The sequence below is a fragment of the Azotobacter bryophylli genome, assembly GCF_042643485.1.
GTDB lineage: Bacteria > Pseudomonadota > Gammaproteobacteria > Pseudomonadales > Pseudomonadaceae > Azotobacter > Azotobacter bryophylli.
In genome coordinates, this window is sequence record NZ_JBHRSJ010000007.1 from 16638 (window position 1) to 32551 (window position 15914).

General features: G+C 67.0%; 16 protein-coding genes, 2 tRNA genes and 1 pseudogene. 11 read left to right on the forward strand and 8 right to left on the reverse strand.

What is annotated here, in order from left to right:
* Positions 1-76: transfer RNA gene (locus ACFOJE_RS04140), tRNA-Gly, on the forward strand.
* Positions 77-179: 103 nt separating this feature from the next.
* Positions 180-255, forward strand: a tRNA-Gly gene (locus tag ACFOJE_RS04145).
* A gap of 128 nt (positions 256-383) precedes the next feature.
* Here ACFOJE_RS04145 and ACFOJE_RS04150 read toward each other — a convergent pair.
* Both ACFOJE_RS04150 and ACFOJE_RS04155 read right to left on the reverse strand, forming a co-directional pair.
* On the reverse strand, positions 384-791 hold the full coding sequence (locus ACFOJE_RS04150) for a PA2817 family protein (RefSeq protein ID WP_377813011.1): 408 nt from the start codon (positions 789-791) through the stop codon (positions 384-386).
* Positions 792-892: 101 nt separating this feature from the next.
* On the reverse strand, positions 893-3340 hold the full coding sequence (locus tag ACFOJE_RS04155) for an acyl-CoA dehydrogenase (RefSeq protein ID WP_377813012.1): 2448 nt from the start codon (positions 3338-3340) through the stop codon (positions 893-895).
* Between the two features lie 176 nt (positions 3341-3516).
* Here ACFOJE_RS04155 and ACFOJE_RS04160 point away from each other — a divergent pair, with 176 nt between their 5' ends.
* From ACFOJE_RS04160 to queF, 3 genes are all read left to right on the forward strand, one after another.
* Positions 3517-4449, forward strand: a complete 933-nt coding sequence (locus ACFOJE_RS04160) for an ABC transporter ATP-binding protein (protein WP_377813013.1) — start codon at positions 3517-3519, stop codon at positions 4447-4449.
* Positions 4446-5225, forward strand: a complete 780-nt coding sequence (locus ACFOJE_RS04165) for an ABC transporter permease (RefSeq protein ID WP_377813014.1) — start codon at positions 4446-4448, stop codon at positions 5223-5225. Before ACFOJE_RS04160 ends, ACFOJE_RS04165 begins: the two co-directional genes overlap by 4 nt.
* 95 nt (positions 5226-5320) lie before the next feature.
* Entirely contained in the window at positions 5321-6151 is an 831-nt protein-coding gene (gene queF, locus ACFOJE_RS04170) for an NADPH-dependent 7-cyano-7-deazaguanine reductase QueF (RefSeq protein WP_377813015.1), read from the forward strand.
* A gap of 39 nt (positions 6152-6190) precedes the next feature.
* Here queF and ACFOJE_RS04175 read toward each other — a convergent pair whose 3' ends face one another.
* The gene (locus ACFOJE_RS04175; RefSeq protein WP_377813016.1) at positions 6191-7642 is read right to left on the reverse strand and encodes a TrkH family potassium uptake protein; all 1452 of its coding nucleotides are present in this window, start codon (positions 7640-7642) and stop codon (positions 6191-6193) included.
* 257 nt (positions 7643-7899) lie between these two features.
* On the opposite strand from ACFOJE_RS04175, the pseudogene ACFOJE_RS04180 reads away from it, so the two are divergent.
* Both ACFOJE_RS04180 and ACFOJE_RS04185 read left to right on the forward strand, forming a co-directional pair.
* Positions 7900-8272: pseudogene (locus tag ACFOJE_RS04180) on the forward strand (YkgJ family cysteine cluster protein).
* 100 nt (positions 8273-8372) lie between these two features.
* On the forward strand, positions 8373-8933 hold the full coding sequence (locus ACFOJE_RS04185) for a nitroreductase family protein (protein ID WP_377813017.1): 561 nt from the start codon (positions 8373-8375) through the stop codon (positions 8931-8933).
* Positions 8934-8945: 12 nt separating this feature from the next.
* Here the strand turns inward: ACFOJE_RS04185 and ACFOJE_RS04190 are convergent, their stop codons facing one another.
* The 5 genes from ACFOJE_RS04190 to ACFOJE_RS04210 form a co-directional block, all read right to left on the reverse strand.
* Positions 8946-10286 carry a sensor histidine kinase gene (locus ACFOJE_RS04190; protein WP_377813018.1) on the reverse strand — a complete coding sequence of 447 codons (1341 nt, stop codon included), beginning with the start codon at positions 10284-10286 and terminating at the stop codon, positions 8946-8948.
* A gap of 116 nt (positions 10287-10402) precedes the next feature.
* Complete coding sequence (locus ACFOJE_RS04195; RefSeq protein WP_377813019.1) at positions 10403-10837, reverse strand: hypothetical protein; 435 nt, start codon at positions 10835-10837, stop codon at positions 10403-10405.
* Between the two features lie 117 nt (positions 10838-10954).
* On the reverse strand, positions 10955-11632 hold the full coding sequence (locus tag ACFOJE_RS04200; protein WP_377813020.1) for a response regulator transcription factor: 678 nt from the start codon (positions 11630-11632) through the stop codon (positions 10955-10957).
* 6 nt (positions 11633-11638) lie between these two features.
* The gene (locus ACFOJE_RS04205; protein WP_377813021.1) at positions 11639-11938 is read right to left on the reverse strand and encodes a YciI family protein; all 300 of its coding nucleotides are present in this window, start codon (positions 11936-11938) and stop codon (positions 11639-11641) included.
* Position 11939: 1 nt separating this feature from the next.
* On the reverse strand, positions 11940-12542 hold the full coding sequence (locus ACFOJE_RS04210; protein WP_377813022.1) for a septation protein A: 603 nt from the start codon (positions 12540-12542) through the stop codon (positions 11940-11942).
* 66 nt (positions 12543-12608) lie between these two features.
* Between ACFOJE_RS04210 and ACFOJE_RS04215 the strand changes: the two genes are divergently transcribed.
* Genes ACFOJE_RS04215 through scpB form a run of 4 tightly spaced genes read left to right on the forward strand, consistent with a single transcriptional unit; the run spans position 12609 to position 15787 of the window.
* Entirely contained in the window at positions 12609-13475 is an 867-nt protein-coding gene (locus tag ACFOJE_RS04215; RefSeq protein ID WP_377813023.1) for a PHP domain-containing protein, read from the forward strand.
* A gap of 13 nt (positions 13476-13488) precedes the next feature.
* Positions 13489-14118, forward strand: coding sequence for an L-threonylcarbamoyladenylate synthase (locus tag ACFOJE_RS04220; protein WP_377813024.1), 630 nt, complete (start codon positions 13489-13491; stop codon positions 14116-14118).
* Between the two features lie 47 nt (positions 14119-14165).
* Positions 14166-15011: a segregation and condensation protein A gene (locus tag ACFOJE_RS04225; protein WP_377813025.1), complete on the forward strand. Its 846-nt coding sequence runs from the start codon at positions 14166-14168 to the stop codon at positions 15009-15011.
* Positions 15008-15787 (forward strand): SMC-Scp complex subunit ScpB, encoded by a 780-nt coding sequence (gene scpB, locus ACFOJE_RS04230; RefSeq protein ID WP_377813026.1) that lies wholly within the window; start codon positions 15008-15010, stop codon positions 15785-15787. The genes ACFOJE_RS04225 and scpB overlap by 4 nt, the downstream gene beginning before the upstream one ends.
* The last annotated feature ends 127 nt before the right edge of the window (positions 15788-15914 follow it).

Consider the following 15914-nt stretch of genomic DNA (forward strand, 5'->3'; position numbering starts at 1 on the left):
GCGGGAATAGCTCAGTTGGTAGAGCACGACCTTGCCAAGGTCGGGGTCGCGAGTTCGAGTCTCGTTTCCCGCTCCAATTTATGTGGTGATCATCTCTGGATGGTCGTGGCGCAACGCTTGATAGAGCAGAGCGCAACAAGTTGCCAAAAGCAGCTTGTAGCTGCCGGTGAGGCAGTAATGCGGGAATAGCTCAGTTGGTAGAGCACGACCTTGCCAAGGTCGGGGTCGCGAGTTCGAGTCTCGTTTCCCGCTCCAGTTTAAAGAGAACGCCGCTCGCAAGAGCGGCGTTTTCGTTTGCGTGCCTTATTCTTCGACCCCGTCACTCCGGCACGTCCGCCCGATGTACAGCGGGGGCGGATGAAATCGCCCCCTAATGTGGATGCTCAATGCTTGCTGCTTTCTTCCGGCAGCGCGAGCAACTGCTTTTCCTGGCTCCAATCGAAGAACTCGCCGTTGACCTCGGCTTCGAAACGACGCTCGTCCAGTTCCTGATACAGGGCGATTTCCTCGTCGGGCATGAAGTGCAGGCAGTCCCCACCGAAGAACCAGAGCAGGTCGCGGGGAACCAAGTGGGCCACTTGCGGGTAGCGGTGGAACACCTGACAGATCATGTCTTGTCCCAGGTGGCGGTCTTCCGGGATGTGCGGCAGGGATTTCAGCAAATCGTCGAAGCGCTCCATGAACAGCGTATGGCTTTCATCGGAAACCTGTTCGGCTTCGCCGAGGGCGACGAGGATGCCGCGCAGGTGGGCGAGCAGGGCGAGATTGTGGTCTAGGTAGGAGGTGGCCATGGGATACCTGTGCTCAATGTGGCGCGGGATTATAGCAGGCCGCTGCCGAGCATCCCGCTCCGGCCCGCCGCTCCGCGTGCATGAACTTCCGGTTCGCTTCCTCAGCGAATCCTGCCTTCTTCCTGTCTGATCTCTTCCCAGGCGAAATCGTCCACCTGGATTACGCGCCGTCGGGCCTGTTCCGCCGCCTGCAGGGCCGCGGCCTCGTCGGCGTCCAGCGCCCCTGCCGCCAGTGCCGCTTCGATGGGGTCGCTTCCGGGCGCCGGGCGGACGCGGCCGTCCCGGAGGGCCGCTCGCAACTTTCTGGCAGTGGCTTCGCTGCCCGCAAGCCGCTCGAATGCCTGCTTCAGTGCCTCCAGCGGATCGTCCGGGGATTGTGGCCGGTAGCTGCCTGCGAGGATTTGCTCCAGGGCCGGATCTCCTTCGGCACGGCACAGAATGGCGGCGACCTCTGCCTCCAGCCGATCCGAGGGGGCCTTGTGGCGGCGACCGAGCGGAAAGACCAGAAGACGCAGGAGCAGGCCGAGACTGTGATTGGGGAAGTTTGCCAGGGTACTGCTCAGTGCCTCCTCGGCCTTGGCCAGAGATTCCTCCATGGCCCAGCCGAGCAGGACGCGCAGCCCTGCCGGACAGCCGAGGTCGTGGTAGCGCTTGAGCGCGGCCGAGCCCAGATAGAGGTGGCTCAGTGCATCCCCCAGGCGCGCCGACAGCCGCTCGCGACGTTTTAGCTCGCCGCCGAGCAGCAGCAGGCTGAAATCGGACAGCAGGGCGAAGGCGGCGGCCAGGCGGTTGAGGGCGCGGAAGTAGGGGCGGCTCAGGGCGTCGCCCGGGACCTTGTCGAACCACCCGCCGCCCAGACCGAGCAGCAGGGTGCTGCCGGCGTTGCCGAAGGCGTAGCCCAGATGCCGGAGCAGGACCCGGTCGAATTCGGCCAGCGTGCGGTGCCGTGCCTCGCGCCGGGCCAGGGCCATTTCCTGCAGCAGGTAGGGATGGCAGCGCACGGCGCCCTGGCCGAAGACCATCAGGTTACGGGTCAGGATATTGGCCCCCTCCACGGTGATGAAGATCGGTGCGCTCTGCCAGGTGCGGGCGAGATAGTTGTTCGGTCCGAGGATGATGCCCTTGCCGCCGTGGATGTCCATGGCCAGGGCGATGCACTCGCGGGCGCGCTCGGTCAGGTGCAGCTTGAGCACGGCGGACAGCACCGAGGGCTTCTCGCCCTGGTCCACGGCATGGGCGGTGAGAATGCGGGCGCTATCCATCAGCCAGGTGTTGCCGCCGATGCGCGCCAGGGCCTCCTGGACGCCTTCGAAGGCGGCCAGAGGCAGGTCGAATTGTTCGCGCACCCGGGCATAGCGGCCGCTCACGTAGCTGCAGTGCTTGGCCATGCCGGTGCCGAGCGCCGGCAGGGAGATCGCGCGGCCGACCGACAAGCAGTTCATCAGCATCATCCAGCCCTTGCCGATCATCGCGCGTCCGCCGATCACGCTGTCCAGCGGCACGAAGACATCCTTGCCCGTGGTCGGGCCGTTGAGGAAGGCGGCGCCGAGCGGCAGGTGGCGGCGGCCGATGGCGATGCCCGGAGTGTCGGCGGGAATCAGCGCCAGGGTGATGCTCAGCTCTTCCTGTTCGCCGAGCAGATGCTCGGGATCGTAGGCTTTGAAGGCCACACCGAGCAGCGTGGCGACCGGGGCCAGGGTGATGTAGCGCTTCTCCCAGTTCAGGCGCAGGCCGAGCACCTCCTCGCCCTGCCACTGCCCCCGGCAGACGACGCCGCTATCCGGCATGGCGCCTGCATCGGAGCCGGCCTGGGGGCCGGTCAGGGCGAAGCAGGGGATCTCGCTGCCATCGGCCAGTCGCGGCAGGTAGTGGCTGCGCTGGGTCTCGGTGCCGTACTGCAGCAGCAGTTCGGCCGGGCCCAGGGAATTCGGCACCATCACGGTCGAGGCCAGGTCGCCGCTGCGGGTGGACAGCTTCATGACGATCTGCGAGTGGGCGTAGGCGGAGAAGCCCTTGCCTCCGTATTCCTTGGGGATGATCAGGGCGAAGAAGCCCTGGCGCTTGATGAAGTCCCAGGCCGGCGGCGGCAGATCCAGCTGCTGGCCGATCCGCCAGTCGCTGACCATGGCGCAGAGTTCCTCCGTGGGACCGTCGAGAAAGGCCTGTTCCTCGGGCGTGAGGATGGCTTTGGGGTAGCCCAGCAGACGCTGCCAGTCGGGCCGTCCGCTGAACAGCTCCCCGTCCCACCAGACCGTGCCGGCGTCGATGGCCTCGCGCTCGGTGGCCGAGAGCGGCGGAAGCGCCCGGCGCAGCCAGGCGAGCAGCGGGGCGCTAACGAAGCGCCGACGCGTCTCGGGCAGGGCGAGCGTGAGGGCCACCGCCAGCCAGAGTAGCCAGAGCAGCAGGAGCAGCCAGCCGGAAACGTCGCCGGAGATTCCCATGCCGATCAGGTAGGCGGCGACCAGTGTCAGCGAGGGTAGAGCGTGCAGCCGCAGGTGGGCGAGAGCGGATACGCCCAGCACCAGGAGCAATAGCCAGACCAGCAGCATGGGGTTCCTCCGTGAAGGGGCTCGACGGCATTCCTGAGGATAGTCGAGTTCCGCCGTCGGAAACGGCCCGCCGCGACCGTGCCGGACATGCCCGCGCTTGACCCGTCGGTCAGTTGCATGCATCGTGCTTCGCCCCGATATCATCGGCTCATCCTCTGATCTGCGGCGTGCAATCCATGAGTTCTGCCCTGTCCATCCGACAGCTGACCAAGACCTATGGCAACGGCTTCCAGGCCCTCAAGGGCATCGACCTGGACGTGGCCGAAGGCGACTTCTTCGCCTTGCTCGGCCCCAACGGCGCCGGCAAGTCCACCACCATCGGCATCCTCTCCACCCTGGTGAACAAGACCGGCGGCACGGTCAACGTGTTCGGCCACGACCTCGACACCGATCCGGCCGGGCTCAAGCGCTGTCTGGGCGTGGTGCCGCAGGAGTTCAACTTCAACCAGTTCGAGAAGACCTCCGACATCCTCATCACCCAGGCCGGCTATTACGGCATTCCGGCGCGCATCGCCAAGGCCCGCGCCGAGCAGTACCTGACCCAGCTGGGCCTGTGGGACAAGCGCGATGTGCCGTCGCGGATGCTCTCGGGCGGCATGAAGCGGCGCCTGATGATCGCCCGGGCGCTGATCCACCAGCCGCGCCTGCTGATCCTCGACGAGCCGACCGCCGGGGTGGACATCGAGCTGCGCCGCTCCATGTGGAGCTTTCTCAGCGACCTGAACCGGCAGGGCATGACCATCATCCTGACCACCCATTATCTCGAGGAAGCCGAGCAGCTCTGCCGCCACATCGGCATCATCGATCACGGGCGGATCGTCGAGAACACCAGCATGCGCGAGCTGTTGAACAAGCTGCACGTGGAGACCTTCCTGCTCGATCTGAAGGAGTCCCAGCTGCTGGCGCCGTTGCTCGAGGGCTATAACTCGCGGCTGGTGGACGACCGTACCCTGGAGGTGCAGGTGGAGAAGAGCCAGGGCATGACTTCGCTGTTCAAGCAGCTGCAGGATCAGGGCATCGAGGTGCTCAGCCTGCGCAACAAGACCAACCGCCTGGAGGAGCTGTTCGTGTCGCTGGTGGAAATGAACCTGTCCAAGGTGGCCGTATGAGTTCGGAACTGCGCGCTAACTGGGTCGCCCTGCAGACCATCGTCATCCGCGAAGTGCGCCGCTTCATGCGCATCTGGCCGCAGACCCTGCTGCCGCCGGCGATCACCATGGTCCTGTACTTCGTCATCTTCGGCAATCTGATCGGCCAGCGCATCGGCGAGATGGGCGGCTTCTCCTACATGGAGTACATAGTCCCGGGCCTGATCATGATGTCGGTGATCACCAACTCCTACGGCAACGTGGTGTCGAGCTTCTTCGGCAGCAAGTTCCACCGTTCGGTGGAGGAGCTGATGGTGGCGCCGCTGTCGCCGCACACCATCCTGCTCGGCTACGTCATCGGCGGCGTGCTGCGCGGCCTGGCGGTGGCGGTGATCGTCACCCTGCTGTCGCTATTCTTCACCCGGCTGCAGGTGCACCACCTGGGGGTGATCGTGCTGGTGGTGCTGCTGACCGCCACCATCTTCTCCCTCGGCGGCTTCATCAATGCGGTGTTCGCGCGCAACTTCGACGACATCTCCATCATCCCGACCTTCGTTCTCACGCCGCTGACCTATCTGGGCGGGGTGTTCTACTCGATCAACCTGCTGCCGCCGTTCTGGCAGAAGCTGTCGCTGGTCAATCCGATTCTGCACATGGTCAACGCCTTCCGTTACGGCATCCTCGGCGTGTCGGATATCCGCATCGGCGTGGCGATCGCCTTCATGCTGCTGGCGACCGCGCTGCTCTATCTCTACTGCCTGCGCTTGCTGGTATCCGGGCGCGGCATGCGCCAGTAGGACATGGCACCGGTCCGGGGGTTGCCGGATCGGCGCTGAAACCGGGCGCCGAACCCGATACAATCGCCGGGTTTTCGATCAGCCAGGTCCCGTCCATGCATCCCGCCGCCGAACATTCCCCGCTGGGCAAGGCCAGCGAATACCTCGACACCTACACCCCGTCCCTGCTGTTCCCCATCCCGCGCGCGCCGAAATGGGCAGAGCTGGGGCTGACTGCCGGGAGCCTGCCGTATCGCGGGGTGGACGTGTGGAACTGCTTCGAGCTGTCCTGGCTGCTGCCCTCTGGCAAGCCGGTGGTGGCCATCGGCGAGTTCGCCATTCCGGCCGACTCGCCGAACATCATCGAGTCCAAGTCGTTCAAGCTCTACCTCAACTCGCTCAACCAGACCGCGTTCGAAAGCCGCGAGGCACTGCAGGAAATCCTGGTGCGTGATCTGTCGGCGGCCGCCGGAGCGCCGGTGGCGGTGCGTCTGCGCAGCATGGCCGAGGCGCAGGCCGAGGGCGTCGCCGGCCTGCCGGGACAGTGCATCGACGAGCTGGACGTGAGCATCGAGCGCTATGCCCATCCGACGCCCGAGCTGCTGCGCTGCGACGAGCGGCGCAGGGTGGAGGAGGTGCTGCACAGCCATCTGCTCAAGTCCAACTGCCCGGTGACCGGCCAGCCGGACTGGGGCAGCGTGGTGGTGGACTACCGAGGTCCGGCGCTGGATCACGCCAGTCTGCTGGCCTATCTGGTGAGCTTCCGCCAGCACGCGGATTTCCACGAGCAGTGCGTCGAGCGCATCTTCCTCGATCTGCAGAACCTGCTGCGGCCCGAGCGCCTGACGGTCTACGCCCGCTACGTGCGCCGCGGCGGCCTGGACATCAATCCCTACCGCAGCACCGAAGCGCTCGTCCCGGAGAACCGGCGCCTGGCGCGTCAGTGACCCGCCGGCGGACAGGGGCGGGATCGGCGCCCCGACGCCTCAATGCTTCCAGAACGCCGGAGTCAGCAGTACCAGCACGGTGATGATCTCTAGTCGGCCGAGCAGCATGCCGATCGACAGCATCCATTTGGCGGCATCCGGCAGTGGAGCGAAGTTGCCGGCCGGGCCGATGATCGGACCGAGTCCGACGCCGACGTTGCACACGGCTGTGGCGGCCCCGCTCAGCGCGGTGATCAGGTCCAGGCCGAGCATGCTGAGCCCGAGGGCGATCACGCCGATGGTGATGGTGTAGAAGAACGAGAAGGTGAGGATCGAGCGGACGATCTCTTCGTCGAGGGGATAGCCGTTGTACTGCTGCTTGATCACCGCACGGGGGTGGATAAGCTGGTTCAGGTTGGCCTTGAGCAGCACGTAGGCGATCTGGAAGCGGAAGATCTTCAGGCCGCCGGAGGTCGAGCCCGAGCAGCCGCCGACGAAGGTCAGGTAGAAGAACACCATCACCGCGAAGCCGCCCCACAGGCTGTAGTCGCTCACCACCAGCCCGGTGGTGGTGACCACCGAGACCACGTTGACCGTGACCAGACGCAGGGCGTCGAGGTAGTCGTGCTTGGAGCTCATCCAGAGCCAGACGCTGAACAGCAGGCAGACCACCGCCAGCATCAGCAGGAAGCCATGGACTTGGTGGTCCTTGAACAGGGCCATGCGGTCGCCGCGCAGAGTGGCGACGTAGAGGGTGAAGGGCAGGCCGCCGAGCAGCATCAGAACCACCGCGACCCAGTGCGAGGACTCGCTGAACTTGCCCAGCGAGGCATCCGAGGTGGAAAAGCCGCCGGTGGAAATGGCCGACATCGAGTGGTTGATGGCGTCGAACCAGTTCATGCCGGCCATGTGAAAGGCGAGGATGCCGAGCAGGGTGAAGCCGATATAGATGCCGACGATGTATTTGGCCACCATGTGTGAGCGCGGCATCACCTTCTCCGACCAGTCGGAGGATTCGGTCTGGAACAGGCGCATGCCGCCGACGCGCAGCAGCGGCAGGATCGCCACGGCCATGCCGATGAAGCCGATGCCGCCCAGCCAGTGCAGCATCGAGCGCCACATGAGGACGCCGGGCGAGGCGCGATCCAGGCCGGAGACCACGGTCGAGCCGGTGGTGGTGATGCCGGACATGGTCTCGAAGAAGGCGTCGGTATAGCTCAGGTCCTGCAGGAAGTTCAGCGGCAGGGCGGCGAAGACGCAGACCACCAGCCAGCTGGCGGTGGTCAGCATGTACATGTCGCGAGGGCGCAGGTGCACGTGCTCCGGGCGCCCGGGCAGGACCAGGGCGAGTCCGGCGCAGAGGGTGATGGTACCGGCCCAGATGAAGGAGTCGATTTCGTTGATGCGTCCGTAGATCACCAGGGTCAGGATGGGCAGGAGCATGCCGCAGGCGAGGGTGATGAGGAAGATGCCGATGATGAAACCGATGATGCGCAGGGTCGGCAAAGCCATGGAAACCAACTCGGACTGAAGACTCGGGCGGGCCATTCTACCCGCCTCGCCAGCGCGGCGAAACGGAACGGCAAATTGTTGGAAATCCGCTGAATAGGTTGTCGATACCCCTTTACAAGGCCTTGGCGGCGAATAGGGCGAATAGAGTGTTGCGGCTTGCCTGGGGAGGCGATGCGAATCCGGTCTTCCGGCTTTCCTGCCGGCGTTTTCGCGGCCTGGGTGCCAGCCCGTGCCGGTTTCTCGGTAGTTCTCGGATCATGTCCAATCAGAATCCTCGTATGACGTGCGGTGCCTGCTGCGCGCATTTTCGTGTGTCTTTCTTCTGGGGCGAGTGCACCTCCTCCGGCGGGGCGGGTGCCGGACGATCTGGTCGTGCAGGTCAGCCCGCATCTGGTGGCCATGCGCGTTACCGACAGCCGTCCGGTGCGTTGCGTCGGCCTGCTGGGGGAGGTGGGTTGTGGCGTGCGTTGCACGCTCTATGCGCAACGCTCCAGCACCTGTCGCGAATTCGAGGCTTCCTGGCACAACGGCGAGGCCAATTCCCACTGCGATGCGGCATGCGCCGCCTACGGCCTGCCGCCGCTGACGCCGCCGTTGCAGCCCGATCTGGCACCGGAGCGGGTGGCCTGAGCTTCGCTGGAGCATCGGGCGAGGAAGATGGCCGGCTCGCGTTGGACCTGTGGCCGGCGTCTCCGGCGTAGAATGCGCTTTTTCCGTCCAGGAGGTGCCCATGGAGGCGCTCGACGCTCTGCTCAACCGTGTTTCCGTCCCCCGTCTCCAGGAGCCCGCACCGACTCCGGAGCAGCGCGAGCGGCTGTTCGTCGCAGCCCTGCGCGCGCCGGATCATGCCCAGCTGCGCCCCTGGCGCTTTCTGACGGTGGAGGGAGCGGCTCGGGAGCGGCTCGGCGAATTGTTCGCCCGGGCGGTGGCGGCCGATCACCCGAAGGCCCGCCCGGAAGCCCTGGAAAAGGCCCGCGCCATGCCGCTGCGGGCGCCCCTGCTGGTGGTGGTGATCGCCAGTCTGAGGGCCCAGCCCAAGGTTCCGGAAGAGGAGCAGCTGCTGAGCGCCGGCTGCGCCGCCCACGCCATCCTGCTGGCCGCCCATGCTCAGGGGATCGGGGCGATCTGGCGTACCGGAGACCTGGCCTATCATCCGCTGATCAAGGCCGGTCTCGGCCTGGGGGAGAACGAGCGGATCGTCGGTTTCCTCTATCTGGGGGCTCCCGCAGGTGAGCCGCGGACGCCGCCGCGGCCGGATCTGCAGGATTTCGTCGGCGCCTGGGGCGCCTGAGCCTCCGGGGCCTCAGGCGGAGAGCGGACGGGCCAGCGGCAGATCCAGGGTGGCGACGAAACCGCCGTCCGGGGGATTGGCCAGCTCCAGCCGGCCGCCATGGCGTTCCGCCGCACGCCTGGCGATGGCCAGGCCCAGTCCATGTCCCTGGGTGCTCTGGTCGGGAGCCCGGTAGAAGGGTTCGCCGAGGCGGGCCAGATGCTCCGACGCCACCCCTGGGCCATGGTCGCGGACGCTGAGCCGCAGTCGCTGGCCGTCGCTTCTGGCGCGGACCTCCACCGGCTGGCCGGGTGGGCTGAAGCGCAGGGCATTGCGCAGTAGGTTGTCCAGCGCCCGCTCCAGCATGTCCGGCCAGCCGGACAGCGTCAGTCCCGGCTGCACGTCGCAGTCGATCTCCTGGCCCGGTGCGCTCAGGGCGCTGTCGCGGCGCAGCCGTTCGATCAGTTCGCCCAGGTCCACCGGACGGGCGGCGCCCGGCTCGTTGTCCAGGCGCGCCAGGGCGAGGATCTCACCGATCAGGGCCTCCAGACGATCGCACTCCAGGGTCAGCCGCGGCCACAGCCGGGCGCGCTCGCTGGCGTCGGCGCGTTCGGCGAGGGCCAGGGCGATGCGCAGGCGTGCCAGCGGCGAGCGCAGCTCGTGGGAAACGTCGCGCAGCAGCTGTCGCTGGCTGTCGATCAGATCCTGCAGGCGCGCGCCCATGCGGTTGAAGTCGCGCGCCAAGGTACCCAGTTCGTCTCGCCGGTTGCTCAGACGGGCCAGGCTGTCGCGCTGGTAGCGGGTGCGTCCCAGGTCGTGCACGGCACTGCGCAGGCGATTCAGCGGGCGGGTGATCGACAGGGTCAGCAGCAGGCTGAACAGGGTCAGCACCACCAGGGCGATGAGCAGGGCGCTGATCGGCCAGAGCAGGCTGTCCTGCCGCCATTTCAGCAGCTCGCCATGGGGGATGCGGTAGATGAACAGGTAGTTCTGGTCGCTGCCGGGGCTGTGGTACTCCTGGCTCAACTGGCGTCCGGGAAAGCGCGGCGGGTGTCTGTCGAAGTGCGGTGGGGGCTCTGACGGCGGCCGATGGGGCTTGACGGTGCTCTCCGACAGTCGCTGACCGTTTTCGTCCTGAACTTGGACGAAGAGATGGTAGTCGTGGCGCTGCCTGTCGAGCAGGGCCTGGGCGGCCTCGTCCTGGCCCGACTCATGGAGCTCGGTCCAGTGTGCCGCCAGGTGCCTCATGCCCGGATGACGGGCGATGATCCAGGCATCGTTGTTGAGGGCGTGGCCGAGCAGCAGGGAAAGGCCGGCAACCATCGCCAGGGCCAGCCAGAACGCCGCCAGGACTCGCCAGAAGAGTGAGCGCATGGTGTTTTCGTCGCAGGAGTCGGGCGGCGCATGATACAGGCCGTGGAGGCTGCCGGTGCCTCAGGGCGCGGGCCGATCGCCGTGCTGCGCGGATCGGCCTGCGGAGCCCGCGGGGGTTACTGGCCCTTCGCTTCCTTGTCGGCCTTCCACTTCTGGAATTCCTGCCATTCGGTGCGGCGCTCTTCACGCTGCTTGCGGAACTCCTCGAAGGACTTGCGCTGCTCCGGGGTCAGCTGGTCCTGGAAGACCTTTTCCGCCTTGTCGGTGCTGGCCTTGAGTTCCGCCTGCATGGCTTTCTTGTCCGATTCGGACAGCTTGTCCAGATAGCGCTGGTTGATCTCGCGCCGTTCCTGCATCGCGGTGCGCCGGGCTTCGCCGATCGCCTTGCGCTGCTCGGGGCTCAGCTTGAATTCGCCCATGCCGCCGTGTCCGGCACCCATGTCGCCGTGATGGCATTCCATGGGCATCTCGCCCGAAGGGGACTGCGGCCCGGCGAAAGCCGCGACGGGCAGGGTAGCGGCCAGCAACAGCATGGAAAGGGTCTTGCGCATGATGTATCTCCTAGCAGGGAACCGGCTGTGTGCCGGATGAGTACATTCTAGGGAAGACTAATGTCAGCTGTAGTCAGGGCAAAGTAAAGGCATGGTAAAGGCAGCCGGGTACGCTATTCAGGCGCTGTAGTAGTAGCCGCGGCCGCGCAGGGCGAGGATGCGCGGACTGCCGTCCGGATGCGGGCCCAGCTTCTTGCGCAGGTTGCTGACGTGCATGTCCAGGCTGCGGTCGTAGAGGGTCAGCTTGCGGCCGAGGGCCAACTGGGCCAGGGTCTGCTTGTCCAGCGGTTCCCCCGGCTGGCGCAGCAGGGCTTCGAGCAGTCGGCTCTCGGAGACGGTCAGGGCGATCTCGTGGTCGCCGATGCTGACCACGCCGCGCGCCGTGCTGAAGCACAGATCGCCCAGTTCCAGCTGGCCGGAGGTGTTCGGCGTCTGGCTGCGGCGCAGCACGGCACGCAGGCGGGCGGTCAGCTCCCGGGGGTCGCAGGGCTTGGCCAGATAGTCGTCGGCGCCGAGTTCCAGGCCGAGGATGCGATCCAGCGGCTCGCCTCGGGCCGAGAGCATCAGCACCGGCAGTTCCGGATAGTCGCTGCGCAGCTGCTTGAGCAGTTCCAGGCCGCTGCCGTCGGGCAGCATGACGTCGAGCACCACTGCGCCGGGCGTGTGCTCGGCCAGAGCGGCGAGAGCGCTGTGGCCGTCATGGCAGGCGCGGACCTGGAAGCCTTCCTGGGTCAGCCAGCTGCCGAGCAGCTCGCACAGCTCCCGGTCGTCGTCGATCAGCAGAAGATCGCTCATCGGTCGTCAGGGCAGGGTCTTGTTGAACGGCTTGACATGGACGTCGGCGTACACGCCAGCGGCGCGATAGGGGTCGGCCTCGGCCCAGCTGCGGGCGGCGGCCAGGGATTCGAATTCGGCGACGATCAGGCTGCCGGAGAAGCCGGCCGGACCGGGATCCGGGCTGTCCACGGCAGGGTGCGGGCCGGCCAGCAGCAGACGGCCTTCGTCTTTCAGCTGCTGCAGGCGCTGCAGATGGGCCGGGCGGGCGGCCAGGCGTTTTTCCAGGGAATTTTCCGTATCGGTGGCGATGATGGCGTAGAACATTTCAGTCCTTGGGTTTGGCGGAAGACGGTTGGGGATCGGCGTCGCGCATGTGGCGGGCGAGGAACAGGCCCTGGCCGATCAGGAACAGCACGGTCATGCCGAGGCTGCCGAAGACTTTGAAGTCGACCCAGAACTTGTGGAAGGTGAAGGCGACGAACAGGTTGGCGCAGCCGCTGAAGATGAAGAAGGCGATCCAGGCCAGGTTCAGGCGGGTCCAGAGCGGTTGTGGCAGCGTGACAGCATGGCCCATGATGCGCTGGATCAGCGGACGGTCGCCGACGAAATGGCTGGCCGCGAAACCCAGGGCGAACAGCCAGTTGACCACCGGCGCCTTCCACTTGAGGAAGGTCTCGCTGTGGAAGGTCAGGGTCATGCCGCCGAACACCAGGCAGGCGATCAGCGTCAGCCACTGGCCCTTCTCCAGTCTGCGCTGGGCCAGGAACAGGGCGCCGTAGACCACCAGGGAAGCGAGGATCAGCACCGCGGTGGCGCTGAAGATCCCGCCGAGGATGAAGGTCTGGCCGGCCAGCTCCATGGCCCTGGGTTCCAGCTTGTAGACGATGAAAAACAGGATCAGCGGAATGAAATCGATGAATTGTTTCACTTTGGCAGCCAGAAGCGGGATGTGCCGGCATAATAACAAACCTGAATGATGGGGAAAGCCGGGCGCATGAAGGTCGATCTGCATTGCCACAGTACCGCTTCCGACGGTGCGCTGACTCCCGCCGGAGTGGTGGCGCGCGCCGCCGGGCAGGGGGTCCGGCTGCTGGCGCTGACCGACCACGACACCCTCGAGGGCCTCGATGAGGCGCGGGCAGCGGCCACCGGCCTGGGGCTCGAGCTGATCAACGGCATCGAGCTGTCCGCGCTGTGGAACGGCGCCACCGTGCATGTGCTCGGCTACGCCTTCACCACCGATGCGCCGGCCCTGCTCCAGGCCATCGCCGAGCTGCACGACGGGCGCTGGCGGCGCGCCGGGGAGATCGCCGACAAGCTGGCGCGCAAGGGTATGGCAGGCGCCCTGGAGGGTGCCCGGGCGGTGCAGCTGGAGCTGGGCGGCAGCGGCGAGAACGCGCCCGCGCGGCCACATTTCGCCGAATTCCTGGTGCGCGCCGGGCATGTCCGCGACCGCGCCGAGGCTTTCCGCAAGTGGCTGGGCAACGGCAAGCTGGGCGACGTCAAGCAGCACTGGCCGAGTCTCGAGCAGGCAGTGTCGACCCTGCGCGCGGCGGGAGCCTGGATCAGCCTGGCGCATCCCCTGCAATACGAATTCACCCGCAGCAAGCGCCGCCGGCTGATCGCCGACTTCATCCGCGCCGGCGGGCACGCGCTTGAGGTCAGCAACGGCATGCAGCCGGCCGAGCAGGTCGGCAGCCTGGTCGTCCTGGCCCGCGAGTTCGGTCTGCTGGTCACCGCCGGCAGCGATTTCCACGGCCCCGGCGACTGGTCCGAGCTCGGCCTCTACCGGGAGCCGCCGGCCGACCTGCCCTACCTTTGGGCGCGCTTCGATCATGGCCGGCACGCTGCCGCCATCTGAACAGGGAGTCACCGTGAGCCAGTTCTTCCAGATCCATCCGGAAAATCCGCAGCCGCGCCTGATCAAGCAGGCGGCGGAGATCGTCCGCAGCGGCGGGGTGATCATCTACCCGACCGATTCCTCCTACGCCCTCGGCTGCCGGCTGGGCGACAAGGCGGCGCTGGAGCGCATCCGCCGCCTGCGCCAGCTGGACGACAAGCACAACTTCACCCTGGCCTGCTGCGGCCTGTCCCAGCTCAGCCTGTTCGCCAAGGTCGACACCGCGGCCTTCCGCCTGCTCAAGACCTGGACCCCCGGCCCCTACACCTTCATCCTCAACGCCACCCGCGAAGTGCCGCGGATCATGATGCATCCCAAGCGCCGCACGGTCGGCCTGCGCATTCCCGCGCATCCCATCGCCCAGGCCCTGCTGGCCGAGCTGGGCGAGCCGCTGCTGAGCTCGAGCCTGATCCTGCCCGGCGAGAAGCTGCCGATGAGCGATCCCGAGGAGATGCGCCGGCACTTCGAGCGCCAGGTGGATCTGATCGTCGATGGCGGTGGCGGCGGCCTGGAGGCCTCGACCGTGATCAACCTGGCCGACGGCGAGCCGCGGATCCTGCGCATCGGTTGCGGCGATCCGGCCCCCTTCACCGAGCCCGCCTGAGCCGGCCGGCGTAGCGACGGACACCTTCCCAAAGGCGCAGAGGCCCCATGCAGGACGAGCAAGCCGCCCCTTCCGACGCAGCCGGCGAACCCCGGCAACTGTCGTTCGCCCTGGTCTACGGCGAGGCCCTGACCGAGCTGCCGCAGGATCTGTACATCCCCCCGGACGCGCTGGAGGTGTTCCTCGAGGCCTTCGAGGGGCCGCTCGACCTGCTGCTCTATCTGATCCGCAAGCAGAACATCGACATCCTCGATATCCCGGTGGCCGAGATCACTCGCCAGTACATGGGCTACGTCGAGCTGATGAAGGTCGCCCGCCTGGAGCTGGCGGCCGAGTACCTGGTGATGGCCGCGATGCTCGCCGAGATCAAGTCGCGCATGCTGCTGCCGCGTTCGGGCGAGGCGGAGACCGAGGAGGATGACCCGCGCGCCGAGCTGATCCGCCGGCTGCAGGAGTACGAGCGGTTCAAGGCCGCCGCCGAGGACCTCGACGGGTTGCCGCGGATCGGCCGCGAGCTGACCGTGCCCTGCCTGGAAGCGCCGGCGGCGCGGGCGCGCAGGCTGCTGCCGGAGGTCAGTCTGGAGGAGCTGCTGCTGTCCATGGCCGAGGTGCTGCGCCGCGCCGACCTGTTCGAGAGCCACCAGGTAACCCGCGAGGCGCTGTCCACCCGCGAGCGCATGAGCGAGGTGCTGGAGCGCCTCAAGGGAGGCGCCTTCGTGCCCTTCGTCGTGCTCTTCTCGGTGGAGGAAGGGCGCCTCGGCGTGGTGGTCACCTTCATGGCGGTGCTCGAGCTGATCAAGGAGTCGCTGGTCGAGCTGGTCCAGACCGAGCCCTTCGCTCCCATCCACGTCCGCATCCGCACGAGTGAGTCCCTGGAAGAGACGAGCCCATGAACCTGAACGATCCGGCCGAGCTGGCCGTACTGCTGGAGGCCTATCTGCTCGCTGCCGGTCGGCCGCTGTCCCTGGAGCGCCTGGCTGAGCTGTTCGAGGAGGACGGGCGGCCGGAACCGGGGCAACTGCGCGATGCCCTGGCGATCCTCGGGCGCTCCTGCCAGGGACGCGCCTTCGAGCTGAAGGAGGTCGCCTCCGGCTACCGCCTGCAGGTGCGCGAGCGCTTCGCCCCCTGGGTCGGGCGGCTCTGGGAGGAGCGGCCGCAGCGCTACTCGCGGGCCCTGCTGGAGACCCTGGCGCTGATCGCCTACCGCCAGCCGATCACCCGCGGCGAGATCGAGGAGGTGCGCGGGGTGGCGGTGAACAGCAACATCATCCGTACCCTGCAGGAGCGCGAGTGGGTCCGCGTGGTCGGCTATCGCGAGGTGCCCGGACGGCCGGCGATGCTCGCCACCACCCGGACCTTCCTCGACCACTTCAATCTGAAGAGCCTCGACGAGCTGCCGCCTCTGGCCGTCCTGCGCGAGATGGAGCCCGAGCCGGCGCCGCTCGACGACGACCGCCCGGTGCCGGCCGACCTGCAGGCCCGCGCCGATGCCGCCGGGCTGGAGGAGGCGGCCGCCGAGCCGGCCGAGCAGACCAGCTTCCGTACCCTGCTGGCGGAGCTGGACGCCATGGAGCAGGGGCTCAAGACCGACTTCGACGACCTCCTGCGCGAGGCGGAAGCCGAATCCGACGAGCCGTCCGGCGACGAAGGGGACGAGCGCGAACCCTGAGGTGCGGGTCGCCTTCGGCTGTGGCTGTAATATCCTTGTAGAAGCGAATTCGTTCGCGACCCGCGTCCGTGCGCAGAGCGGCTTCGGCCCCTGGCGAGGACGCGCCGGTTGCCCATCGACCCGCCAG